The following is an 18,825-nucleotide window of genomic DNA, read 5'->3' as shown; positions in this document are numbered from 1 at the left end:
TGTCATCAAACCTGTTGCGTTTTCTGGTCATGTAGAACTCCTCGATAAATGTATTTTCCACTTATCGAGGTGTCCGGGGAAATTAGACCACTGCAACAGACCGCGCGCGCCTGTAGGACCGGCTTCAGCCGGGAAGAGGCCAGCGTGAGCACCGAACCTGCTGCAATGTGACGCCTGACGCATTCCCGGCTAAAGCCGGTCCCACTAAAAGCATGCGCCGTGTCCGTGGGACCGGCTTCAGTAAGTCCCACACAAGCAACGCCTGCAGTCAGTGGGACCGGCTTCAGCCGGGAAGCCTTTGATCTGCCTTTGATCCGCCTTTGCTCTTCAAACACAAAAGGCTCAGTCACCGCCAAACGCGACTTTGGTGCAGGCTGAACGCAGGTTTTGCGGAGTGGGCCGAGCCGCAGGGATGCGGCGAGAGCGCCGTCAGGACATGGATGTCCGTTCGGCGCGGGCCCACGGAGCAAGACCGGAGTGAAGGTACTCCGACGAAGGAGGAGCCCAACCGAGAGCAAGCACCCTTGGTTACTTGGGGTGCTTTTCCAAGTAACTCGCCGAAGGCGAAACCCGAGGCCGTTAGGCCGACGCCCTTGATCTTGATCTAGATCTAGATCTTGAGAAATCAAAAATCCAGCTTCACCCTCGCCACCAACTGCCGCGGCTCACCGATGGAAATCGCCGGCGACCCCAACCCGCTCGCCGACGTGTAGTACTTCTCGTCGAACACATTCTTCAGATTCAACTGCAGCGTCACATCACGCTCATCCAGCTTCACCTTGTACGCCACAAACGCATCCGCGACCTTCGACGACGGCAGGTAATACTCCCTCCCCGCGCCATCGTTCACACCCCAGCGGCTCGCGAACCGTGCACCGGCACCCGCACGCAGATCACCCACACCCACGTGCCCGAAGTCACGGGTCAGGTACACCGCGCCCGTGTGCTTCGACACACCATCCAGCGGCTCGCCCTTGAGAATCGGATCTTCCAGCACCTTCGTGTCGGTGTACGCGTAGCTGCCGGTAATACTCCAGAACTCGTTCAACTGCCCGGTGATATCCGCCTCCAGCCCGCGCGAGCGCACCTCGCCGGACACCCGTGTGCAAGTCTCGGTGCCGCACGCTTCGCTGGTCTGCACGTTCTGCTTGTTGATGTTGAACAGCGCCACCGTCGCGGTGATCGCGTCGTTCTGGAACTTGGTGCCGATTTCGTAGGCCTTGCCCTCCTCCGGCGGCAGGTCGCCAATCGGCGAAGCAATCGAGGTATTCGGGCGGAACGACTCGGTGTAGCTGCCGTACACCGACCAGTCCGGCTGGATCAGGTACACCAGCCCGACGCGGGGCACGACCTTGCTGTCCTTCACGTCGGCGCCGACCACGAACGGCCGGCCCTTGCCGGTCAGCTCGTCGAAGGCGTCATAACGCAGGCCGGTCTGCAGGATCCACTTCTCGCCCAGGTGCATGGCGTCCTGAACGAAGAAGGCATGGGTACGCAGGTGATCGGTCTGGTCGCTCTGGGTGGCATTGGCCGTAGTCGGTTGCTGAGTAACGCCGTACACCGGCGCGTTGTAATTGAAGTCGACCTTGTTGGCGCTGCGGTACAGATCGCCCAGGTCGCGGTCGTTCTTCATGTAATCGGCGCCGATCAGCACTTCGTGGCGCACATCGCCCCAGTACAGGTTGCCGAGCGCGCTGACAGTGGCGGTGTGGGCGAACTGCACGGCATCGCGGGTGGCGTCGCCGCGACGGGTCACGGCGCCGGTGTTGTAGTTGGCCGAGATGAAGCGCGACTGGTAATCGTTGTAGTAATTGCGGCTGTAGGCGTAACCGGTGCGCAGGGTCCAGGTGTCGTTGAGGCGATGGTCCATGCGCAGGTCAAGGGAATCGGAGCGCCCGGTAGTGACGTTGAACGGCTCGTCCAGACGCCGGCTGCGCGGGATGTCCAGTACCTTGCCGGTCTTGGGGTTGATCTGCGTGCCACGGTCGAACGGCACCGAATATTCCATGTGCTCGTAGGCCACGGACACCGTCGTGTCATCCCCGTACCAGGCCAGCGACGGCGCGATGACCGACTGATCGATGCTGCCGAAATTGCGCCAGTAATCGTAGTTCTGCTTGTCGGCGATCACCCGGTACGCCAGACCGTTGGTGCCGATCGGGCCGGTCAGGTCGATCTGCTCGCCACCGCCGCCAAAGCTGCTGCCGAAGGCCGAAACAGAGCGGGCCTCGACCAATTCCGGTTTCTTCGTCACCACGTTGATCACGCCGCCCGGGTCCTGCACGCCGTAGAGCATCGACGCGGGGCCCTTGAGCACTTCAATGCGCTCGGTGGTCGGGGTGAAGTTACGCGCCCGCACCGATTGCATGCCGTCGCGCATGATCGAGTTGTCGCGGTTGGTGCCGAAGCCGCGTTTCTGAATGGCGTCCTGAGTGCCGCCCAAGGTATTGCTTTGCTTGACGCCGCTGACCGCGTTGATCGCTTCGTCCAGGCTGAACGGCTGGCGGTCTTCGATGACCCGGTTGGTCACCACGTTGACGCTTTGCGGCACCTCTACCAACGGTGCTTCGGTGCGTGTGGCCACGGTCGCCTTGCGCGCTTGATAGCTGTCGCGGCTGTGCTGGGTTTCGCTGACCTGGGGCTGGGACGTGGCGTCGATGTTGACCGCGTCCAGTTGCATTTCTTCAGCGCCGGCAACAGGGCTCATGCCCAGCGAGCACAACAGCGCCGTGGCTGAGCACATGCTCAACAACGATGCAGGACGAAGCACGGGGAAAGCGGACACGCGAAAACCGGATTGAGCAGTCATGGAAGCGAGAACCTGAGGCGTCGAGAAACGATGCGCCTGTCACGAAACGCATCTGATTCTCACTACACGGATGCCGACACGGTTTACCTCACATGAATCTGAAAATAATTTTTAACCCGGCGTCCGTGGCGCTCGGTGGATACGGCGAAACACCCTGTATCATTCGCCGCGCTCACCCTCTTCTTACGTAGCGAAATCAAGGATTGTTCATGCGTATCCGCTCCCTGGCTCCTCTTGCTTTGATCATTGGCGCGACGATGGGCGGCCAGGCCCAGGCCAGCAGTGACGACTCCTGCTACCCCAACTGGTCGCTGCTGCGCGACTCGCTGGACGTCTGTAACAACCTGCCCTTTCTCACGCCCGGTAACGACAGCCGGGTCAACCTGCGTCTGCTGCTGGCCGATCGCAAGGCGCTGACGCTCAAGCCCGGCGAACTGACCGAGCAGGAACTGGCCGAGGGCTATGGCCCGGTGCCGTTTGCGGCGTTCAGGTTGGCGAACGTAGAGATCGAGGGCGACGAAAGCGAAGAATCGGGCGCCGCCGCCATGGCTGACTTGCTGGGCAAGCTCGGCCTCAGCCGTGAGACCAACGACACCGCGGGCCAGGCCTTTCTGCAGGGCGAAGGCAGCCGCTGCCGCAGTAACCGCGATGAAAGCGCCGCTGATTTCATCGGCCAGTTGCTCGACACCGAAAGCCTGTCTGCCGCCGAGCGTAAATCCCTGGCCCGCGCCCGCCTGCAACTGCTGGACGCGTGCACCTGGGAGGCTGACAAACAGGCCAGCCTGTTGCCGACCGATGTCCAGTCGCCGGAAGCCAAGGCGTTTGCCGCCTACCTTCGTGCGGCATCGGATTTTTACAGCGGGCGCTTCAGCGACGCTGAAAAAGGATTCAGCGGCCTCGCCGAGAGCGCGCAACCCTGGCTCAAGGAAACCGCGCTGTACATGATCGTCCGCACCCGGCTGAACGCCGCGCAACAGAACGCGTTCGACGAATACGGCAGCCTGAAAGAGGACCATGATCGCGCGCCTTACGCAGCCGTCGGTCAAGCCATCGAGCGGTACCTCAGCGTTTACCCCGACGGCCGCTACAGCCGCTCCGCCACCGGGTTGCTGCGCCGGGTCCACTGGCTGGCAGGAGACACCGACAAACTCGCCGCCGATTACGCCTGGCAACTGACGGAAGCCGGCGAGGCCCGGGCGTCGGCTTCGCCGGAAGCCTTGATTCAGGAAGCCGACAACAAACTGCTGACGACCCTCACCGGCGCCACGCCATCGCCGTTGATGACGGCGACCCATGACCTGATGATCATGCGCCCGGACATGCCGAACCGGCTAACCCGCCAGCAGCTCGATGGGCAAAAAGCGCTGTTCGCGCAGCAACCGGCGATGTTCGATTACTTGCAGGCCGCTTTCGCGTTCTACGTCGACAAGAAACCTGCCGACGCGCTCAAGCATTTGCCGAACGACGTTCCCGAATCACTGGATTATCTGGCCTTCAGCCAACAGACCCTGCGCGGCCTGGCTTTGGAGGCGGGCAACGATATGCCTGGTGCCCAGGCGCTGTGGCTGAAACTGCTGCCCCTGGCGCAGCAGCCCTTGCAGCGCGAACAACTGCAACTGGCGCTGGCGATGAACTATGAACGCAGCGGGCAACTGACGAAGGTGTTCGCCAGCGATTCGCCGATCACCTCCGCCCAGGTGCGGCTGATTCTGCTGGGCAAGGTGGCCGACGCGCCGCTGCTGCGCCAGCAGATCGGTCAGGGCATCAGCGATGTCGAGAAGGCTACTGCGCAATTCGTCCTGCTCTACAAGGAGCTGCTGCACAGCCAGTACGCCGCGTTCGCCGATGATCTGAAAACACTGCCGGAGCCGCCTGCGAACACCAAACTCGGCACCAGCCTGGGTTATGTCTACGACGCCGGCCAGACGCTGCAGTTGTTCCGCTGGAACGGCGCCAAGGCCGAATCGGGTTACGCCTGCCCGAGCATCGGCGAGATCGCCGCCGCGTTGCAGGCCAACGACAAGGACGCCAAAGGTCTGAACTGCCTGGGTGAGTTCATCCTGCGCAACGGCCTGGACGGCATGCCGCTGGATCAGAAGCCCGACGCGGGTGATTTGGGCAGCAGTGAACCCGGCTTCAAGGGCCAGGTTTTTTCGCGACTGAACGGCTATCAGACCGTTATCGCCGACAGCAAGGCCGCGCGGGACGACAAGGCCTACGCCCTGTTCAGGGCGATCAACTGCTACGCGCCTTCCGGCTATAACAGTTGCGGCGGCAAGGATGTGGCGCCCGCCGTGCGCAAGGGCTGGTTCAAGCAACTGAAAACCACTTACGGCGTCACCAGCTGGGGCAAATCCCTGCAGTATTACTGGTGATGAGGACGCTGTTTCGCTGGCGGGTGTGTGCCGGCGGGCTGATCGGTCTGGTCATCGCAGGCTTGAGCAGCCCCAGGACGTGTGCGGCGGTGGGCGCCCGGGAGCACGATGCCTTCTGGTTGTGGAGCGGCGTGGCGACGCAGCCGGTGCTGAACCAGGCGAAAACCCTGTATGTGCTCCAGGGCCAGATCAGCACCACCCGTCGTGATCGGCAAACGCCGGCGCTGATTGCCCAGGGGATGAGCGTGAGGCGTCTGCCCCAGCGGGAGGTGTGGATCGTCTACCGCGCCCACACCCTGCGCTGGCCCGAACCGGTTTACAAACAGCTGCTGGGCCAAGTGCAACGCTGGCGGGACGCCGGCGCGGCGGTGGCCGGCGTGCAGATCGATTTCGATGCGCGCACGCGTTATTTGCAGGACTACGTGGTGTTTCTCAAGGACCTGCGCCAGCGCTTGCCGCCTGCGTTGAAGCTGAGCATCACCGGGTTGATGGACTGGAGCAGCAACGCGGATGCGAAGACGATCGGCGAGCTGAAAGGCGTGGTCGACGAAGTGGTGGTGCAGACCTACCAGGGCCGCCACAGCATCCCCGATTACGCCGCCTACCTGCCGCGCATCAGCCGGATGGGGCTGCCGTTCAGGATCGGTCTGGTGCAGGGCGGAGAATGGCAAGCGCCTGGGTATCTGCAGGACAGCCCGTGGTTTCGCGGGTATGTGGTGTTTCTAGTGAATCAGAAGTAGGTGAACGGGCCGCGTTTCATGCAAGGTCGGCAGGAATGCGGTGTGATCGCTGGCCTCTTCCCGGCTAAAGCCGGTCCCACTAAGGACTCGCGTGCACTTCGCAGGACAGGCTTCAGCCGGGAAACATCGGTATGGCTGACACGCCGCGCACCCTGTGGGAACCGCTTCAGCCGGGAAGGCGTCAGTCGCCGCACCCTGTGGGACCGGCTTCAGCCGGGAAGGCGTTGGTCGCCGCACCGGAAAACCATCTGCCTTAAACCTCAATATCCAGCAACGCCGCCCCCAGCGCTTTGCCGTGGGCATCCAGCGCCAGAGACCGTGTGACGCCCCCCTTCAAAATGCCCGGCAGCACAAAATTCAGCGCGTGTACGTTCGGCAGTTCATACCGAAGTACCCGTGAGCCATCGTCCCCCAGCAACTCTGCAAAATACTCAGCCACCCGTTCAGCCGTCAGCGCCTTGAGCAATCGCGGGTAGTCTTCCGCCTTGAAGGCAATGACCGAAATATTCGAGGTGTCGCCCTTGTCGCCGGTCCGGGAATGGGCCAGTTCGCGCAATGTCAGGGTGCTCACGATGCGTCCTCCAGATAAACCTGCGCCTTGACGGCATCTCGCGGCATCAGCAGCGACGCCACTGCCACCACTTGGCGCACGCCCTTGGTCGCGCCGCCCCCGCCATAGGGTCCGTTGGTGTACAGGGTTTCGACTTCATTGCCGATGCGCACGGCTTCGGCCTTGTCTGCGCAACGGGCCGCAACACGTAAGCGCACTTCCCACGGCTCGGCCGCTGCGCGCGAACCCAGCGTCGCACCGTGCAACGCGTCCACGCCAATCAGCTCGGCGCGCAGGTCATCGAAAACCACGCCGGTCAGCTGTAAGCGCTCCAGCACCACGTCCCGCGCCAGCTGCGCCCGGGCCAGGGCACCGGGCCCGCCGTAGGAAATCTGCCCTTCGCCGATCCAGCCGTCGAGATAACCCACCGAGACCTTGAGCGTCTCGGATCGCGCGCGGCCATCGGCGCCTTCAGCCCGTACTTCGTTGGTGGCGACTGGATGGAACGATACGCCGGAAAAATCCGCCGTCACGTCCGGGGTCAGGTACGCCGCCGGGTCGTGCACTTCATAAATCATCTGCTCGGTGCAGGTGGCGGTGTCAATGCGCCCGCCGGAGCCGGCGACCTTGCTGATCACCGCCCTGCCCTCGGCGTCGACTTCCGCCAGGGGAAACCCGAGGCGCGCCAGGTTGGGCACCTCCTTAACCCCCGGATCAGCAAAGTAGCCGCCAGTGATCTGCCCGGCGCATTCCAGCAAGTGGCCGATCAAGGTGCCGCGTCCCAGCCGCGTCCAGTCGTCCTCGGCCCAGTCAAATTCAAAGAGCTGTGGCGCGAGAAACAAAGAAGGGTCGGCAACCCGGCCGGTGATCACCACATCGGCATCGGCCTTCAACGCCTCGACAATCCCCTGGGCGCCCAGATAGGCATTCGCCGAGATCAACCGATCACCCAACGAAGCAATCGTCGCGCCGTTATCCAACACCTGTTCAGGACTCCCGTTTAGAGCAGCGAGCACGTCATCCCCCGTCACCGCCGCGACCGTCAGCCCATGCAAACCCAACTCGACCGCGATGCGCCGCACTTCCCGCGCCGCCGCCAGCGGGTTGGCCGCGCCCATGTTGCTGATCAGCCGCAGCCGACGCTGTCCGGCCTCGCGTCCGCGCCCCACAAACGGCAGCACGCGACGCATGCGCTCACTCAACAGCGGGTCGAAACCGGCTTCGGGATCACTGAGCCGCGCCTGTTGTGCGAGGGCAATGGTGCGCTCGGCCAGGCACTCGAAGACCAGGTAGTCGAGGTCGCCCTTCTCGGCCAGTTCAACTGCAGGCTCGATACGGTCACCGGAATAACCGGCGCCAGAGCCGATACGTATTGTCTTCATTTAAAACACTCCCAGCAGCAGTGCGGTCAGGGTCATCAGCACCGATGCGGCAAACAGAAACGGAATGGTGAAGCGCTGGTGGTCGGCCAGCTCGACCTTGCACAGCCCGACCAGCAGGAAGGTCGCCGGCGTCAGCGGGCTGACGGGGAAGCCGGTGGTGTGTACGCCCAGCAGCGACGCCTGGGCCACTTGCAGCGGATCGACGCCCAGGGAGCGGCCGACTTCGGCGATCACCGGCATCACGCCGAAATAGAAGGAATCGGGATCGAACAACAGGCTCAGCGGCATGGACAGGAAACCCACCACCATCGGGATCAGCTTGCCGTGGCCGGCCGGAATCTGCGCCACGGCCACTTCGGCCATGGCCTTGAGCATGCCGGTGCCTTGCATGATGCCGGTGAAAACCCCGGCTGCCAGAAGAATGCTGGCCATGGTCAGGGCGGTCTTGGCGTGGGCATCAATGCGCGCGCGTTGGGCGTCGACGTTCGGGTAGTTGATGCACAGCGCCAGCACCGTGCCGACCATGAACATCACCACCGGGTCGACCCAGCCAGAGATCATGATCCCCATGACGGCGATGGTCAGCAGCAGGTTGAGCCAGAACAGACGCGGTCGGCGCAGCACTGCTTCCTGCTCGGTCAGCACCCGCTGGGGCACTACGTCGATGGGCTCGGCCGTGGTTTGAAAGCGGCCCAGCCCCAGGCGCTTTTCCTCACGGCGCCCGAGCATCCAGGCGCAGAAGAAGACAAACGCCAGGCCGACGATCTGCACCGGAATCAGCGGCTGGAACAGCTCGGACACCGGCACGTGCAGCGCCGCCGACGAGCGCAGCACCGGACCGGTCCACGGCAGGAAATTCACCCCTGCTGCCATCGCAGCGACGCAGGCCAGGATCCGCCGATCGATGCCCAGCCGCGTGTACAGCGGCAGCATCGCCGGGATCGTCACGAGAAACGTCACCGCGCCGGAACCGTCGAGGTGCACCAGCAACGCCAGCAGTGCGGTGCCGACGACAATCCGCGTAGGACGGGTGCCCACCGTGCGCAGGATGCGGTCGATGATCGGGTCGAGCATACCGGCGTCGGTCATCACCCCGAAGAACAGGATGGCGAAGACAAACATGCCGACCACGGGGGCGACGTTTTTGATACCGGTGATGATGAAGCCGCTGGTTTGCAGACCGAATCCGCCGATCAGCGCGGCGATGATGGGCAAGGCAATCAGGGCGACCAGGGGCGAGAGGCGCTTGCTCATGACGGCAGCGAGCAGGCAGAGGATGGTAATGACACCAAGGGTGGCGAGCATGGTTTGATCCTTCGTCATCCCTGACCGGCGGGCGGCGGGATGAGCTGTTGTTGTTTTCATCGAGTATCGAAACGGGGGTAAGCTTTGTAAATTGAAATGTTCGGCGCCCTGCGTTCGGAAAAACCGAATGGCGCGCGTACGGCAACTTCTTCGGAAAACTCAGCCATGAAGAACTCGATTCAGCACATCCGCGCCTTTCTCACCGTCGCCCACACCGGCAGCTTTGCCAAAGCGGCGCTGGAGCTGAACCTGTCGCCTTCCGCCTTGACCGTGCAGATCCAGCAGCTGGAAGAATGGCTCGGCGTCGCCCTGCTGGAGCGCAGCCCGCGTCAGGTCAGCCTGACCGCTGCGGGCCAGAACAATCGCGGGCCCATGGAGAAACTGCTGCTGGACCTGGACAACATCGTCAGCGGCTCGCGGGATCTGGCCGCGCTGCGCCGGGGCGTGGTGACCATCGCTGCCCTGCCCTCAATGTGTTCAGGCACGCTACCGCCTCTGCTTAAAACCTTCCGCGAGCAGTTTCCCGGCGTCGAAGTGCGCCTGCGGGACGTGGTGGCGCAGCGGATCGATGCGCTGGTGCGTGAAGGCGAAGTGGATTTCGGGCTGGGGGTGCGGGCGCGCATGGGTCACGGGCTGACGTTCGAGGTGGTGATGGTCGACCGACTGAGTCTGTTCGTCCCCGCTGATCATCCGCTGGCACGGGAGCGCTCGATCACCCTGCAGGCCCTGGCCGGGCAGCCGATCATCCTCACCGGTCGCGACAGCAGCGTGCGCGAGCGGGTGGAGCAACTGTTTGCTGAAGAAGGACTGGCACTGACGCCGGGGCTGGAAGCGAACTACATGTCGACGGTCATGGCGCTAGTGCGGCAAGGCCTGGGGATGACGTTGCTGCCGGAATCCGCCGACGAAGGCCGCGGCGATTTGATACAGGTGCGGGTCGAGCATCCTGGGGTGTGTCGGGAGATCGGCCTGATTACCCGAGCGGGTGTGGGCTTGAGCCCCGCCGCCCAGCGATTCGTCGAAACCATGAAAAACGCGCTGTCACCGCAATACCTGTAGGAGATCCCCCTCCAGCCTGCAAACACGAACGCTGTGGAGTGAGCTTGCTCACGAAGACATCATCCCAGCCGATGAACATTCAGCGGATGTACCGTCCTATTCGCGAGCAAGGTGGAGCGCCACCCCGGTCGCTCCCACCATTCACCTGTCGGCCGGTACACCTGCGGCAGTGTCTGATCAGAGCCGGCAAGCCGTCTGCTGCAGTTTGCAATGCCTCTTGGCTGAACCCCACCTGAACACCTGCACAACAAGCAGGGTTTTGCAAAAAAACCAGTGCGCGCATTCAATAATGAGTATCATTATGTTACACAATGGCTGAATGCGAATGGCTACCTGACGCATTTACGTCACACACCCTAACAGATCTGCACCGGTGATAAATGCTCGTTCCTTTTTTGATCATGCTGCGCGAAGGGATTGAAGCCGCGCTTATCGTTGGCATCATTGCCAGTTACCTGAGACAGACCGGCCGTGGCGAGTGGATGCCCGCGGTATGGATCGGCGTGTTCCTGGCTGTCGCCCTGGCGCTATTCGTCGGCGGTGGCCTGGAAATGGTCAGCGCTGAATTCCCGCAAAAGCAGCAGGAACTGTTCGAAGGCATCGTCGGCCTGGTGGCCGTGGTGATCCTCAGTTCGATGGTCGTGTGGATGCGCAAGGTCGCCCGCTCGGTCAAACATGATCTGCACCAGTCCCTGGACGCTGCTTTGGCCGGGTCGAGAAACCAGACTTACGCCCTGATCGGCATGGTGTTCTTTGCTGTCGCCCGTGAAAGCCTCGAAACCGTGTTCTTCCTGCTCGCCGTGTTCCAGCAGAGCGAAGGCGTGTCCGGCCCGCTGGGTGCGCTGTTCGGCCTGATCATCGCGGTGTGCATCGGCGTCGGCATCTACAAAGGCAGCATGCGCCTGAACCTGAGCAAGTTTTTCCGCTACACCGGCCTGTTCATCCTCGTGGTGGCAGCGGGCATTCTGGCCAACTCCGTGCGTTCGCTGCACGAAGCCGGGGTCTGGAACCACTTTCAGGACGTGGTCTTCGACATCAGCGCGATCCTGCCGATGGACGGCCCGACCGGTTCGGTACTGGCCGGCATGTTCGGTTATCAGGACGCGCCGACCGTCAGCGTGCTGGTGGCGTACCTGGCGTACCTGGTTTTTGCGCTGTTCCTGTTCTTCAAGCCCCAGGCGCGGGTGGTGAGTCTGCCCACCCGCCCGGCCCATGAACACGGCCACACGTCTTCCGTTACGCATTCAGTTACGAACAAATAAGGGCACTCATGAACTCCACTGCCAACGGCCTTCCTCCCAAGAAAGCCAAGCCATCTCGCGCCCTGCAGTTCGCCGTTGCGGGCTCGGTGGTGCTAATGATCGCCGCCGGCGCCATGTTCTATTTCGCCTCCCAGGCCGCGCAGAAGAAGCGCATCGCCAACAGCGGCAATGAAACGGTCGTGACCATTAATGCGAAAAGCTGCGAGCCGAATTCGATCACCGTGCCCGCCGGCAAGAACGCGTTCCGCATCGTCAACGCCTCGGATCGCGCCGTGGAGTGGGAAATCCTCGACGGGGTGCTGGTGGTGGAAGAGCGGGAAAACATCGTCCCGGGCCTGAGCCAGATCATTAACGCCAACCTGCAGCCTGGCGACTACGCCATCACCTGCGGCCTGCTGAGCAATCCGCGCGGCACGTTGCACGTGACGCCGACCGCGGAGTCTGACGCCGCCGCCAAAGCGCGTCCGTCGATGGTCGCCTTCATCGGGCCGCTGTCCGAATACCGCGTCTACCTGAGTACCCAGAGCAGCGCGCTGATCCGCGCGACGAACGACTTGCAGCAAGCCATCGACAGCGGCGATCTGGCCCAGGCGCAGAAAGCCTACGCGCCGGCCCGCGCTGCCTATCAGCGCATCGCCCCTGCGGCCCAGCGCCTGTCCGAGCTGGACAACGCGATCAACGCCCGCGCCGATTACTACGAAAAACGCGAGCAGGATCCGGGCTTCGGCGGCTTCCACCGCCTCGAATTCGGTCTGTTCTCGCAGAAATCCATCGACGGCCTGGCGCCGGTCGTGCAGAAGCTGCAAGCCGACATCGCCAGCCTGAAGCAGCAATTGCTGGCCCAGAGCATCGCCCCGGAACAGCTGGCGAGCATGGTCGTGCGCAACATGCGCAGCATTGCCGAGGTCCGCAGCAACGGCGAAGAAGAACGCTACAGCCACCTCGACGTGAACGGCTTTGCCGCCAACCTGGAAGGCACGCGCAAGGTTATCGAGCTGCTGCGTCCGCTGCTGGCCAAGTCCTCCGGCGACGTGCTGAAAAAGATCGACACCGCGAGCACCGCGCTGGATGACCAGTTGCTGTTGCTCAAGACCGCCGACGGCTTCAAGCCGTACGACCAGGTCAGCATCGAACAACGAAAACAAATAGCAGACAAGGCCAAGGCACTGGCCGACGCACTCGATGGAATCGATCCGGCCCTCGGCCTCTCAGGCCTGTAAGCGTGCCCTGGCGGGTGCCCGATGCACCCGCCCGGCCCTGAAACCAGAGCGAAGACAGCATTCACATGAAAGACTCCGATTCAAAAAACGCGCCGATCTCCACTGACCGTCGCCGCGTCCTGCTGGGCCTTGGCGCTGCAGGCGCAGCGGTGGCCGGTGCCAGCCTGACCGGCAATGCGTTCGCCGCCACCGCGCCGGCACAGGTCACCGAAGCACCGAAAAGCGAAAAGACCCAGGACCACAACGCGTTCCACGGTCAGCATCAAAGCGGCATCGTCAACCCGCGCCCCACCGCCGGGATGATGGTCTCTTTCGACGTGCTGGCCCAGGACCGCGAAGACCTCGAGCGCATGTTCCGTACGTTGAACGAGCGCATTGCGTTCCTGATGACCGGCGGGGCCGTGCCCCAGGTCGATCCGAAACTGCCGCCACTGGATTCCGGCATCCTCGGCCCGGTGGTCACGCCGGACAACCTGACCATTACCGTGTCGGTGGGTGACTCGCTGTTCGACGACCGCTTCGGTCTGGAACCCGTGAAGCCCAAGCGTTTGCAGCGCATGGTCGGTTTCCCCAACGACGCCCTGGAAGCCGATTGCTGCCACGGCGACTTGAGCATTCAGTTTTGCTCCAACGCCCCGGACAGCAACATTCACGCCCTGCGCGACATCGTGAAAAACCTGCCGGACCTACTGCTGGTGCGCTGGAAACAGGAAGGCACCGTCCCCGCCCAGGCCCCGTTGAAACCGGGCCAGGCGCCAGAAAGCGCGCGCAACTTCCTGGGTTTCCGCGACGGCTCGGCCAACCCGGATTCGAACAACCAGAAAACCATGAACGAGCTGGTCTGGGTGCAAGCAGGCAGCGACGAACCGGCTTGGGCCGCCAACGGCAGCTACCAGGCGGTGCGCATCATCCGCAACTTCGTCGAGCGCTGGGACCGTACCCCGCTGCAGGAACAGGAAGCTATCTTCGGCCGGGTCAAAACCACTGGCGCGCCGATGGACGGCAAGACCGAAGCCGACGTTCCGGATTACCACAAAGACCCGGAAGGCAAGATCACCAAGCTGGATTCGCACATCCGCCTGGCCAACCCGCGCACCGCTGAAACCCAGCGCAACCTGATCCTGCGTCGCCCGTTCAACTACTCGAACGGCGTGAACAAGAACGGTCAGCTGGACATGGGCCTGCTGTTCATCTGCTATCAGGCGGACCTGGAGAAAGGTTTCATTACCGTGCAGACACGCCTCAACGGCGAGCCGCTGGAGGAATACCTCAAGCCTATCGGCGGCGGGTATTTCTTCACCCTGCCGGGCGTGGTCGACAACAACGATTTCATCGGCCGGTCGCTGTTGGCCGCCTCTGCCCAAACAACAAAAACTGCCTGACAACCCTTACCTCACAGGAAGAGCTCTATGAAAAAGTCGCCTCTCGCGTTGTTGCTTACCTTTGGCGTGTTGCAGACATCGATGTCCGCGTTCGCCGCCACCGCGCCGTTGGACCTGGTCACGCCGGTTTCGGACTACAAGATCTACGTGACCGAAAACGTCGACACCCTGGCCGCCGACACCCAGAAGTTCACCGACGCGATCAAGAAAGGCGACCTGGCGACGGCGAAGAAGCTGTTCCCGACCACGCGTCTGTCCTATGAGTCAATCGAGCCGATCGCCGAGCTGTTCAGCGACCTGGACGCGTCGATCGACTCCCGTGAAGACGATCACGAGAACGGCGTGAAGGCCGACGATTTCACCGGTTTCCACCGTCTGGAATATGCGTTGTTCTCGCAGAATTCCACCAAGGATCAGGCCGTGTTCGCGGACAAGCTGCTGGCTGACGTGAAAGAGCTGCAGTCGCGTATCGCGGACATGACGTTCCCGCCGGAGAAGGTAGTGGGCGGTGCGGCTGCGTTGATGGAAGAAGTGGCCGCGACCAAGCTGTCGGGCGAGGAAGACCGTTACAGCCATACCGATCTGTATGATTTCCAGGGCAACGTTGACGGTTCGAAGAAGATCGTCGATCTGTTCAAGCCGCAGCTGGAGCAGTCGGACAAGGCGTTCGTGGCGAAGGTCGAGAAGAACTTTGCGACGGTGGACAAGATCCTCGCGAAGTACAAGACCAAGGACGGTGGCTATGAGACCTACGACAAGGTGAAGGAGCAGGACCGCAAGGCGCTGGCAGGCCCGGTCAATACGTTGGCTGAAGATTTGTCGCAGATGCGCGGGAAATTGGGTTTGAACTGATTCGTCAGGTTCTGAATAGCCCGCTTGCCGAGAGATTGGCAATCGGGCTTTTTTGTTTTCGGAGATTGGGGGTATATCCGTTATTTGTGTTTGCTGAAGTTATGGTTCCGCCCTTACGGCGGGTCACTTTTGGCAAAAGCGCCCCAAAAGTAACCAAAAACGCTTTGCTCCCGGTTGGGCCCGACTTCGTCGGGTTCCTTCACTCCGGTCCCGCTCCATGGGCCCGCGCCGAACGGGCATCCATGCCCTGACGGCGCTCTCGCCGCATCCATGCGGCTCGGCCCACTCCGCGAAACCTGCGTTCAGCCTGCACCCAAGTCGCGATTGGCGGTGTTTGAGCCTTTTGCGTATTAAGATCAAAAGCAGATCAAAAGCGGATCAAAAGCGGATCAAAAGCGGATCAAAAGCTTCCCGGCTGAAGCCGGTCCTACGGTGACCGGGGTGTTTGTAGGACAGGCTTTAGCCGGGAAGAGGCCGAGTTGTTCGCCATCAGTTTTGGAGCGTGACGATCAGACTATTACAACGGTGATTGTGGAATGAATACTACAAGAAACACTGCAAAGGCTTATGTTGTGGAAGCCTCGCCATCAGAGATAGCAGTGAAAGTCATAGATGATGGTGTGATTGACCTACTCGTAGCGTTGGGTTTCGTCCCGGCGCCAGATAAAGAAAAGAAATTGATGGCTTTGGTCACACCAAATCAAAGCTCAAAAATAACTGTTTTTGAAAAGTTGCGAGATGCGGGAGTTTGCTTTTCCGCGGGTCCAGGTTGGTGTCCTGCCGACGTATTTGAATTCCTGAGAGAGAATAAGATGCTGAGCGGGCCGTACCGCAGAATAGTGTGGCGTGGGCCTGGTGAGTCGCAAATAATCGAAAACAGCTAGTGAATACTTCAAGGTAGCTGGGAACCATCGCTTTTGCGGTGTAACCATCGACGCTTTCCCGGCTAAAGCCGGTCCCACTAAAACACTGCGTCCCCCAGTGGGACCGGCTTCAGCGGGGAATGGACGCGGAGCGTCCCCGGATGCATACCCACGCGGAGCGTGGGCACGATCAACAGGGTGAACGCAGTGCTTTCAGTGGGACCGGCTTCAGCCGGGAACAGGCCAGCCGAGGCGCCAACAATTTTGCTGACCGCACCCCCATCCTGTGGGAGCGAGCTTGCTCGCGAATGCTGCATTTCAAACACCCGATATTCGGCGGAGGTACCAATGCCTTCGCGAGCAAGCTCGCTCCCACAAGTCCCCAGCATCCTTAGCCCGCAATCCACCCTTGGTCCGCTTTTGATCTGCTTCTGATTTGCTTCTGATTTGCTTCTGATTTGCTTTTGATCCGCTTTTGATCCGCTTTTGATCCGCTTTTGATCTTCGTATGCAGGAAGTGCAGACGACATCAATCGCGACTTGGGTGCAGGCTGAACGCAGGTCTCGCGGAGTGGGCCGAGCGGCATGGATGCCGCGAGAGCCGCCCCCCGCCATGGATGGCGGATGGCGGCGGGCCCACGGAGCGAGACCGGAGTGAAGGAACCCCGAGGAACGAGGGGCCCAACCAGGAGCAAGCACCCTTGGTTACTTGGGGTGCTTTTCCAAGTAACTCGCCGAAGGCGAAACGGTCTGCCCCCAGGCAGACGCCTTTGATCTTGATCCTAAAAACACGGGATCAGATCCCGCTAAACCAGTTGTACCCCTGATCCTCCCAATACCCCCCGGGATTCTCATTGCTCACCACAATCTCAACGATATGCTTCGGATTCTTGAAGCCCAGCTTCGTCGGCACCCTCACCCGCAACGGATAGCCATACTCCGGCGGCAACGCCACCTCGGCAAAATCCAGCGCCAGCAGCGTCTGCGGATGCAACGCCGTCGGCATGTCCAGACTCGAGTAATACCGATCCGCGCACTTGAAGCCGACAAACTTCGCCGTCGTATCCGCCCCCACATGCTCCAGGAACGTCCGCAACGGCACACCGCCCCACTGCCCGATCGCGCTCCAGCCCTCAACGCAAATCAAGCGCGTGATATCGCTGCGCTGAGGCAACTTGCGCAACCCCTCCAGCGTCCACGGCGCCTTATCGCGCACCAGCCCCGACACACCCAGCTTCCAGTCCGCCGTGTCCAGCTCCGGAATATCATCCTCGCTGTAGAACGCGTTGAACGGAAACGGGTTACGGACCTGATCCTTGGTGAACGTCGGCGCCAGCTTCTGCCCGCTGAACAGCCAGGCCTGAACCCGATCGTTCCACCGCGACATGCTCCACAGCACCCTATCCACCTGATCGCCGTCCTGCAGGTTGCAACCGGTGAGCATCGCCATCGCGCCCACGGTCAGGCCGCCTTTGAGGAAATGCCGACGCTGCAAACTCTCCAGCTGAATCTGCTGGGCCGGTTCCAGTTTGATGCGCGCAATGGCGCGTTTTTTTGGCTCAATCATGCTCGACCTTCCCGCTCTCAATCCCACGCGTGCCGCCAGTGATCATCGGCATCAGGGTTTTCGGCACCATCAGCACCAGCGCCAGATGCACCACCACGAACGCGCCAATGAACGCCATCGCCGCAAAGTGCACGTACCGGGCGAAGTCGTAGCCGCCGAACACGGCGGTCAGTTCCTGTAACTGGATCGGCTTCCAGATCGCCAGCCCCGTCAGCACGATCAACACGCCGGCGGCCAGCACCAGCCAATACATCAGGCGCTGCACGGCGTTGTAGACGCCCTTCTCGTGCTTGAGACGAAAGCGCAGCGCATCAAGCATGTCGCGCTTCACCGCTGTGGGGGTGACCGGCAGAAAGTCGCGCTTGAAATGCTGCGTGAACAGGCCATAGAGCACGTAGACCAGGCCGTTGATCACCAACAGCCACATTACGGCGAAGTGCCACGCCAGCGCGCCGCCCAGCCAGCCGCCCACGGTGAAGTCCCGGGGGAACGAGAAGCTGAACAGCGGCGACGCGTTATAGATGCCCCACCCGCTCATGAACATGCAGACCATGCCGAAGGCATTGATCCAGTGCGTCAGGCGGATGGGCCATGGATGAATTCTGGTATTTTTCATGGTGCGAGACTCATCACGGATTCGGTGAAAGCGGCGCCGTGAGACGCCGCAACCCGCTTACATCGGCGGCTGGAAGCCGTCTTTGCCGACCGCGACACCGCGTGCGGTCTTGCCGTCTTCGCCCGGGAACACGACGATTTTCGAGCCCTTGACCAGCTCATCGACCTTGCCCGGCTGCACATAGGCAATGGGTACGTCTTCCGGCACCACCAGTTGCTTCTCGCCACCTTTGTAGCCGACGCTCAGGGTACGGCCGTTGGCCTTGCCGCTCAGCTTGCCGACGGTGCCGTTGGTCATGGTACCGGTGCTGCCGTCAGCGTTTTCCCAACCGTAGTGACCTTCACCGCTGCCCTTCAGGCTCGGCTCGAATACGGTGACTTCCAGGGCCTTCAGCGTGCCATCGGCTTGGGGGATCGCGGCGGAACCGATGAAGCTGTCCGCTTTGATCGACGCGATGTCGGTCTTGGAGACCAGGCGGATGCCAGTCTTGTCGGTCAGCCCGATGCTCTGATGCGCGCCGGAACGGGTGGTGAAATTCAGGGTGTTGCTGTCGACGCTGTCGACCGTGCCGCGCAGTGGCTTGACCACCGGCATGTCACCGGCGGCCATGCCAGCGGCGGAAGCCATGACGGCGGCGCTGAGCATCAGCATGCCGAACGTGGTGGTCAGGGCTGTCTTCATCTTCATCGGTGGATTCCTTCAGGCAGTTGGGGAAAGTTGAAGCTGAACGTCAGGTGTTGCATGACCACCATCCTCTACCCGCAACCGGCACCCGACAATGACCGCCCGATTACATTTTTGTCATTCGGGGGGCAGGCTGGTCACGGCGCGGATCAATGACAA

Annotated in this window: 15 protein-coding genes; 8 read left to right on the top strand and 7 right to left on the bottom strand. The window is 61.8% G+C overall.

What is annotated here, in order from left to right:
- Positions 1 to 625: 625 nt before the first annotated feature.
- On the bottom strand, positions 626 to 2,752 hold the full coding sequence (locus AC0Z8Z_RS24845) for a TonB-dependent siderophore receptor (protein WP_485620895.1): 2,127 nt from the start codon (positions 2,750 to 2,752) through the stop codon (positions 626 to 628).
- Positions 2,753 to 3,018: 266 nt separating this feature from the next.
- Here AC0Z8Z_RS24845 and AC0Z8Z_RS24840 point away from each other — a divergent pair, with 266 nt between their 5' ends.
- Positions 3,019 to 5,184 carry a PA5441 family protein gene (locus tag AC0Z8Z_RS24840; RefSeq protein ID WP_485620891.1) on the top strand — a complete coding sequence of 722 codons (2,166 nt, stop codon included), beginning with the start codon at positions 3,019 to 3,021 and terminating at the stop codon, positions 5,182 to 5,184.
- On the top strand, positions 5,184 to 5,924 hold the full coding sequence (locus tag AC0Z8Z_RS24835) for a DUF3142 domain-containing protein (protein WP_485620890.1): 741 nt from the start codon (positions 5,184 to 5,186) through the stop codon (positions 5,922 to 5,924). The genes AC0Z8Z_RS24840 and AC0Z8Z_RS24835 overlap by 1 nt, the downstream gene beginning before the upstream one ends.
- Before the next feature lie 253 nt (positions 5,925 to 6,177).
- Here AC0Z8Z_RS24835 and AC0Z8Z_RS24830 read toward each other — a convergent pair whose 3' ends face one another.
- The 3 genes from AC0Z8Z_RS24830 to AC0Z8Z_RS24820 are packed head-to-tail and all read right to left on the bottom strand — an operon-like array spanning position 6,178 to position 9,290.
- Positions 6,178 to 6,495 (bottom strand): AtuA-related protein, encoded by a 318-nt coding sequence (locus AC0Z8Z_RS24830; RefSeq protein ID WP_485620889.1) that lies wholly within the window; start codon positions 6,493 to 6,495, stop codon positions 6,178 to 6,180.
- Positions 6,492 to 7,856: an acyclic terpene utilization AtuA family protein gene (locus AC0Z8Z_RS24825; protein WP_485620888.1), complete on the bottom strand. Its 1,365-nt coding sequence runs from the start codon at positions 7,854 to 7,856 to the stop codon at positions 6,492 to 6,494. The genes AC0Z8Z_RS24830 and AC0Z8Z_RS24825 overlap by 4 nt, the downstream gene beginning before the upstream one ends.
- Complete coding sequence (locus tag AC0Z8Z_RS24820; protein ID WP_485620894.1) at positions 7,857 to 9,290, bottom strand: CitMHS family transporter; 1,434 nt, start codon at positions 9,288 to 9,290, stop codon at positions 7,857 to 7,859.
- Between the two features lie 36 nt (positions 9,291 to 9,326).
- Here AC0Z8Z_RS24820 and AC0Z8Z_RS24815 point away from each other — a divergent pair, with 36 nt between their 5' ends.
- From AC0Z8Z_RS24815 to AC0Z8Z_RS24790, 6 genes are all read left to right on the top strand, one after another.
- Positions 9,327 to 10,220: a LysR family transcriptional regulator gene (locus AC0Z8Z_RS24815; RefSeq protein ID WP_485620887.1), complete on the top strand. Its 894-nt coding sequence runs from the start codon at positions 9,327 to 9,329 to the stop codon at positions 10,218 to 10,220.
- A gap of 380 nt (positions 10,221 to 10,600) precedes the next feature.
- Positions 10,601 to 11,482, top strand: a complete 882-nt coding sequence (gene efeU / locus AC0Z8Z_RS24810; protein ID WP_122534420.1) for an iron uptake transporter permease EfeU — start codon at positions 10,601 to 10,603, stop codon at positions 11,480 to 11,482.
- Positions 11,483 to 11,490: 8 nt separating this feature from the next.
- Positions 11,491 to 12,702 (top strand): iron uptake system protein EfeO, encoded by a 1,212-nt coding sequence (efeO, locus tag AC0Z8Z_RS24805; protein WP_485620886.1) that lies wholly within the window; start codon positions 11,491 to 11,493, stop codon positions 12,700 to 12,702.
- Between the two features lie 65 nt (positions 12,703 to 12,767).
- Positions 12,768 to 14,084, top strand: a complete 1,317-nt coding sequence (efeB, locus tag AC0Z8Z_RS24800) for an iron uptake transporter deferrochelatase/peroxidase subunit (protein ID WP_485620885.1) — start codon at positions 12,768 to 12,770, stop codon at positions 14,082 to 14,084.
- A gap of 27 nt (positions 14,085 to 14,111) precedes the next feature.
- Complete coding sequence (gene efeO, locus AC0Z8Z_RS24795; RefSeq protein WP_122623931.1) at positions 14,112 to 14,936, top strand: iron uptake system protein EfeO; 825 nt, start codon at positions 14,112 to 14,114, stop codon at positions 14,934 to 14,936.
- A gap of 536 nt (positions 14,937 to 15,472) precedes the next feature.
- The gene (locus AC0Z8Z_RS24790) at positions 15,473 to 15,820 is read left to right on the top strand and encodes a hypothetical protein (protein ID WP_485620884.1); all 348 of its coding nucleotides are present in this window, start codon (positions 15,473 to 15,475) and stop codon (positions 15,818 to 15,820) included.
- 775 nt (positions 15,821 to 16,595) lie between these two features.
- On the opposite strand, the gene AC0Z8Z_RS24785 is transcribed toward AC0Z8Z_RS24790, so the two are convergent.
- The 3 genes from AC0Z8Z_RS24785 to AC0Z8Z_RS24775 are packed head-to-tail and all read right to left on the bottom strand — an operon-like array spanning position 16,596 to position 18,663.
- On the bottom strand, positions 16,596 to 17,366 hold the full coding sequence (locus tag AC0Z8Z_RS24785; protein ID WP_485620883.1) for a molybdopterin-dependent oxidoreductase: 771 nt from the start codon (positions 17,364 to 17,366) through the stop codon (positions 16,596 to 16,598).
- Entirely contained in the window at positions 17,359 to 17,982 is a 624-nt protein-coding gene (locus AC0Z8Z_RS24780; RefSeq protein ID WP_485620882.1) for a cytochrome b/b6 domain-containing protein, read from the bottom strand. The genes AC0Z8Z_RS24785 and AC0Z8Z_RS24780 overlap by 8 nt, the downstream gene beginning before the upstream one ends.
- Positions 17,983 to 18,039: 57 nt before the next feature.
- Positions 18,040 to 18,663, bottom strand: a complete 624-nt coding sequence (locus tag AC0Z8Z_RS24775; RefSeq protein ID WP_172613159.1) for a hypothetical protein — start codon at positions 18,661 to 18,663, stop codon at positions 18,040 to 18,042.
- Positions 18,664 to 18,825: the final 162 nt, after the last annotated feature.

It is taken from the genome of Pseudomonas sp. 1L-C-7-B-C1, assembly GCF_057291635.1.
This window is presented reverse-complemented; position numbering and strand designations above follow the sequence as displayed.

What these genes read in the sequence shown, in the direction of transcription:
- AC0Z8Z_RS24840 (WP_485620891.1), top strand. Translation starts at nt 3,019, where the DNA reads ATGCGTATCCGCTCCCTGGCTCCTCTTGCTTTGATCATTGGCGCGACG.
- AC0Z8Z_RS24835 (WP_485620890.1), top strand. Translation starts at nt 5,184, where the DNA reads ATGAGGACGCTGTTTCGCTGGCGGGTGTGTGCCGGCGGGCTGATCGGT.
- AC0Z8Z_RS24825 (WP_485620888.1), bottom strand. Translation starts at nt 7,856, where the DNA reads ATGAAGACAATACGTATCGGCTCTGGCGCCGGTTATTCCGGTGACCGT.
- AC0Z8Z_RS24815 (WP_485620887.1), top strand. Translation starts at nt 9,327, where the DNA reads ATGAAGAACTCGATTCAGCACATCCGCGCCTTTCTCACCGTCGCCCAC.
- efeU (WP_122534420.1), top strand. Translation starts at nt 10,601, where the DNA reads ATGCTCGTTCCTTTTTTGATCATGCTGCGCGAAGGGATTGAAGCCGCG.
- efeO (WP_485620886.1), top strand. Translation starts at nt 11,491, where the DNA reads ATGAACTCCACTGCCAACGGCCTTCCTCCCAAGAAAGCCAAGCCATCT.
- efeB (WP_485620885.1), top strand. Translation starts at nt 12,768, where the DNA reads ATGAAAGACTCCGATTCAAAAAACGCGCCGATCTCCACTGACCGTCGC.
- efeO (WP_122623931.1), top strand. Translation starts at nt 14,112, where the DNA reads ATGAAAAAGTCGCCTCTCGCGTTGTTGCTTACCTTTGGCGTGTTGCAG.
- AC0Z8Z_RS24790 (WP_485620884.1), top strand. Translation starts at nt 15,473, where the DNA reads ATGAATACTACAAGAAACACTGCAAAGGCTTATGTTGTGGAAGCCTCG.
- AC0Z8Z_RS24785 (WP_485620883.1), bottom strand. Translation starts at nt 17,366, where the DNA reads ATGATTGAGCCAAAAAAACGCGCCATTGCGCGCATCAAACTGGAACCG.
- AC0Z8Z_RS24780 (WP_485620882.1), bottom strand. Translation starts at nt 17,982, where the DNA reads ATGAAAAATACCAGAATTCATCCATGGCCCATCCGCCTGACGCACTGG.
- AC0Z8Z_RS24775 (WP_172613159.1), bottom strand. Translation starts at nt 18,663, where the DNA reads ATGAAGACAGCCCTGACCACCACGTTCGGCATGCTGATGCTCAGCGCC.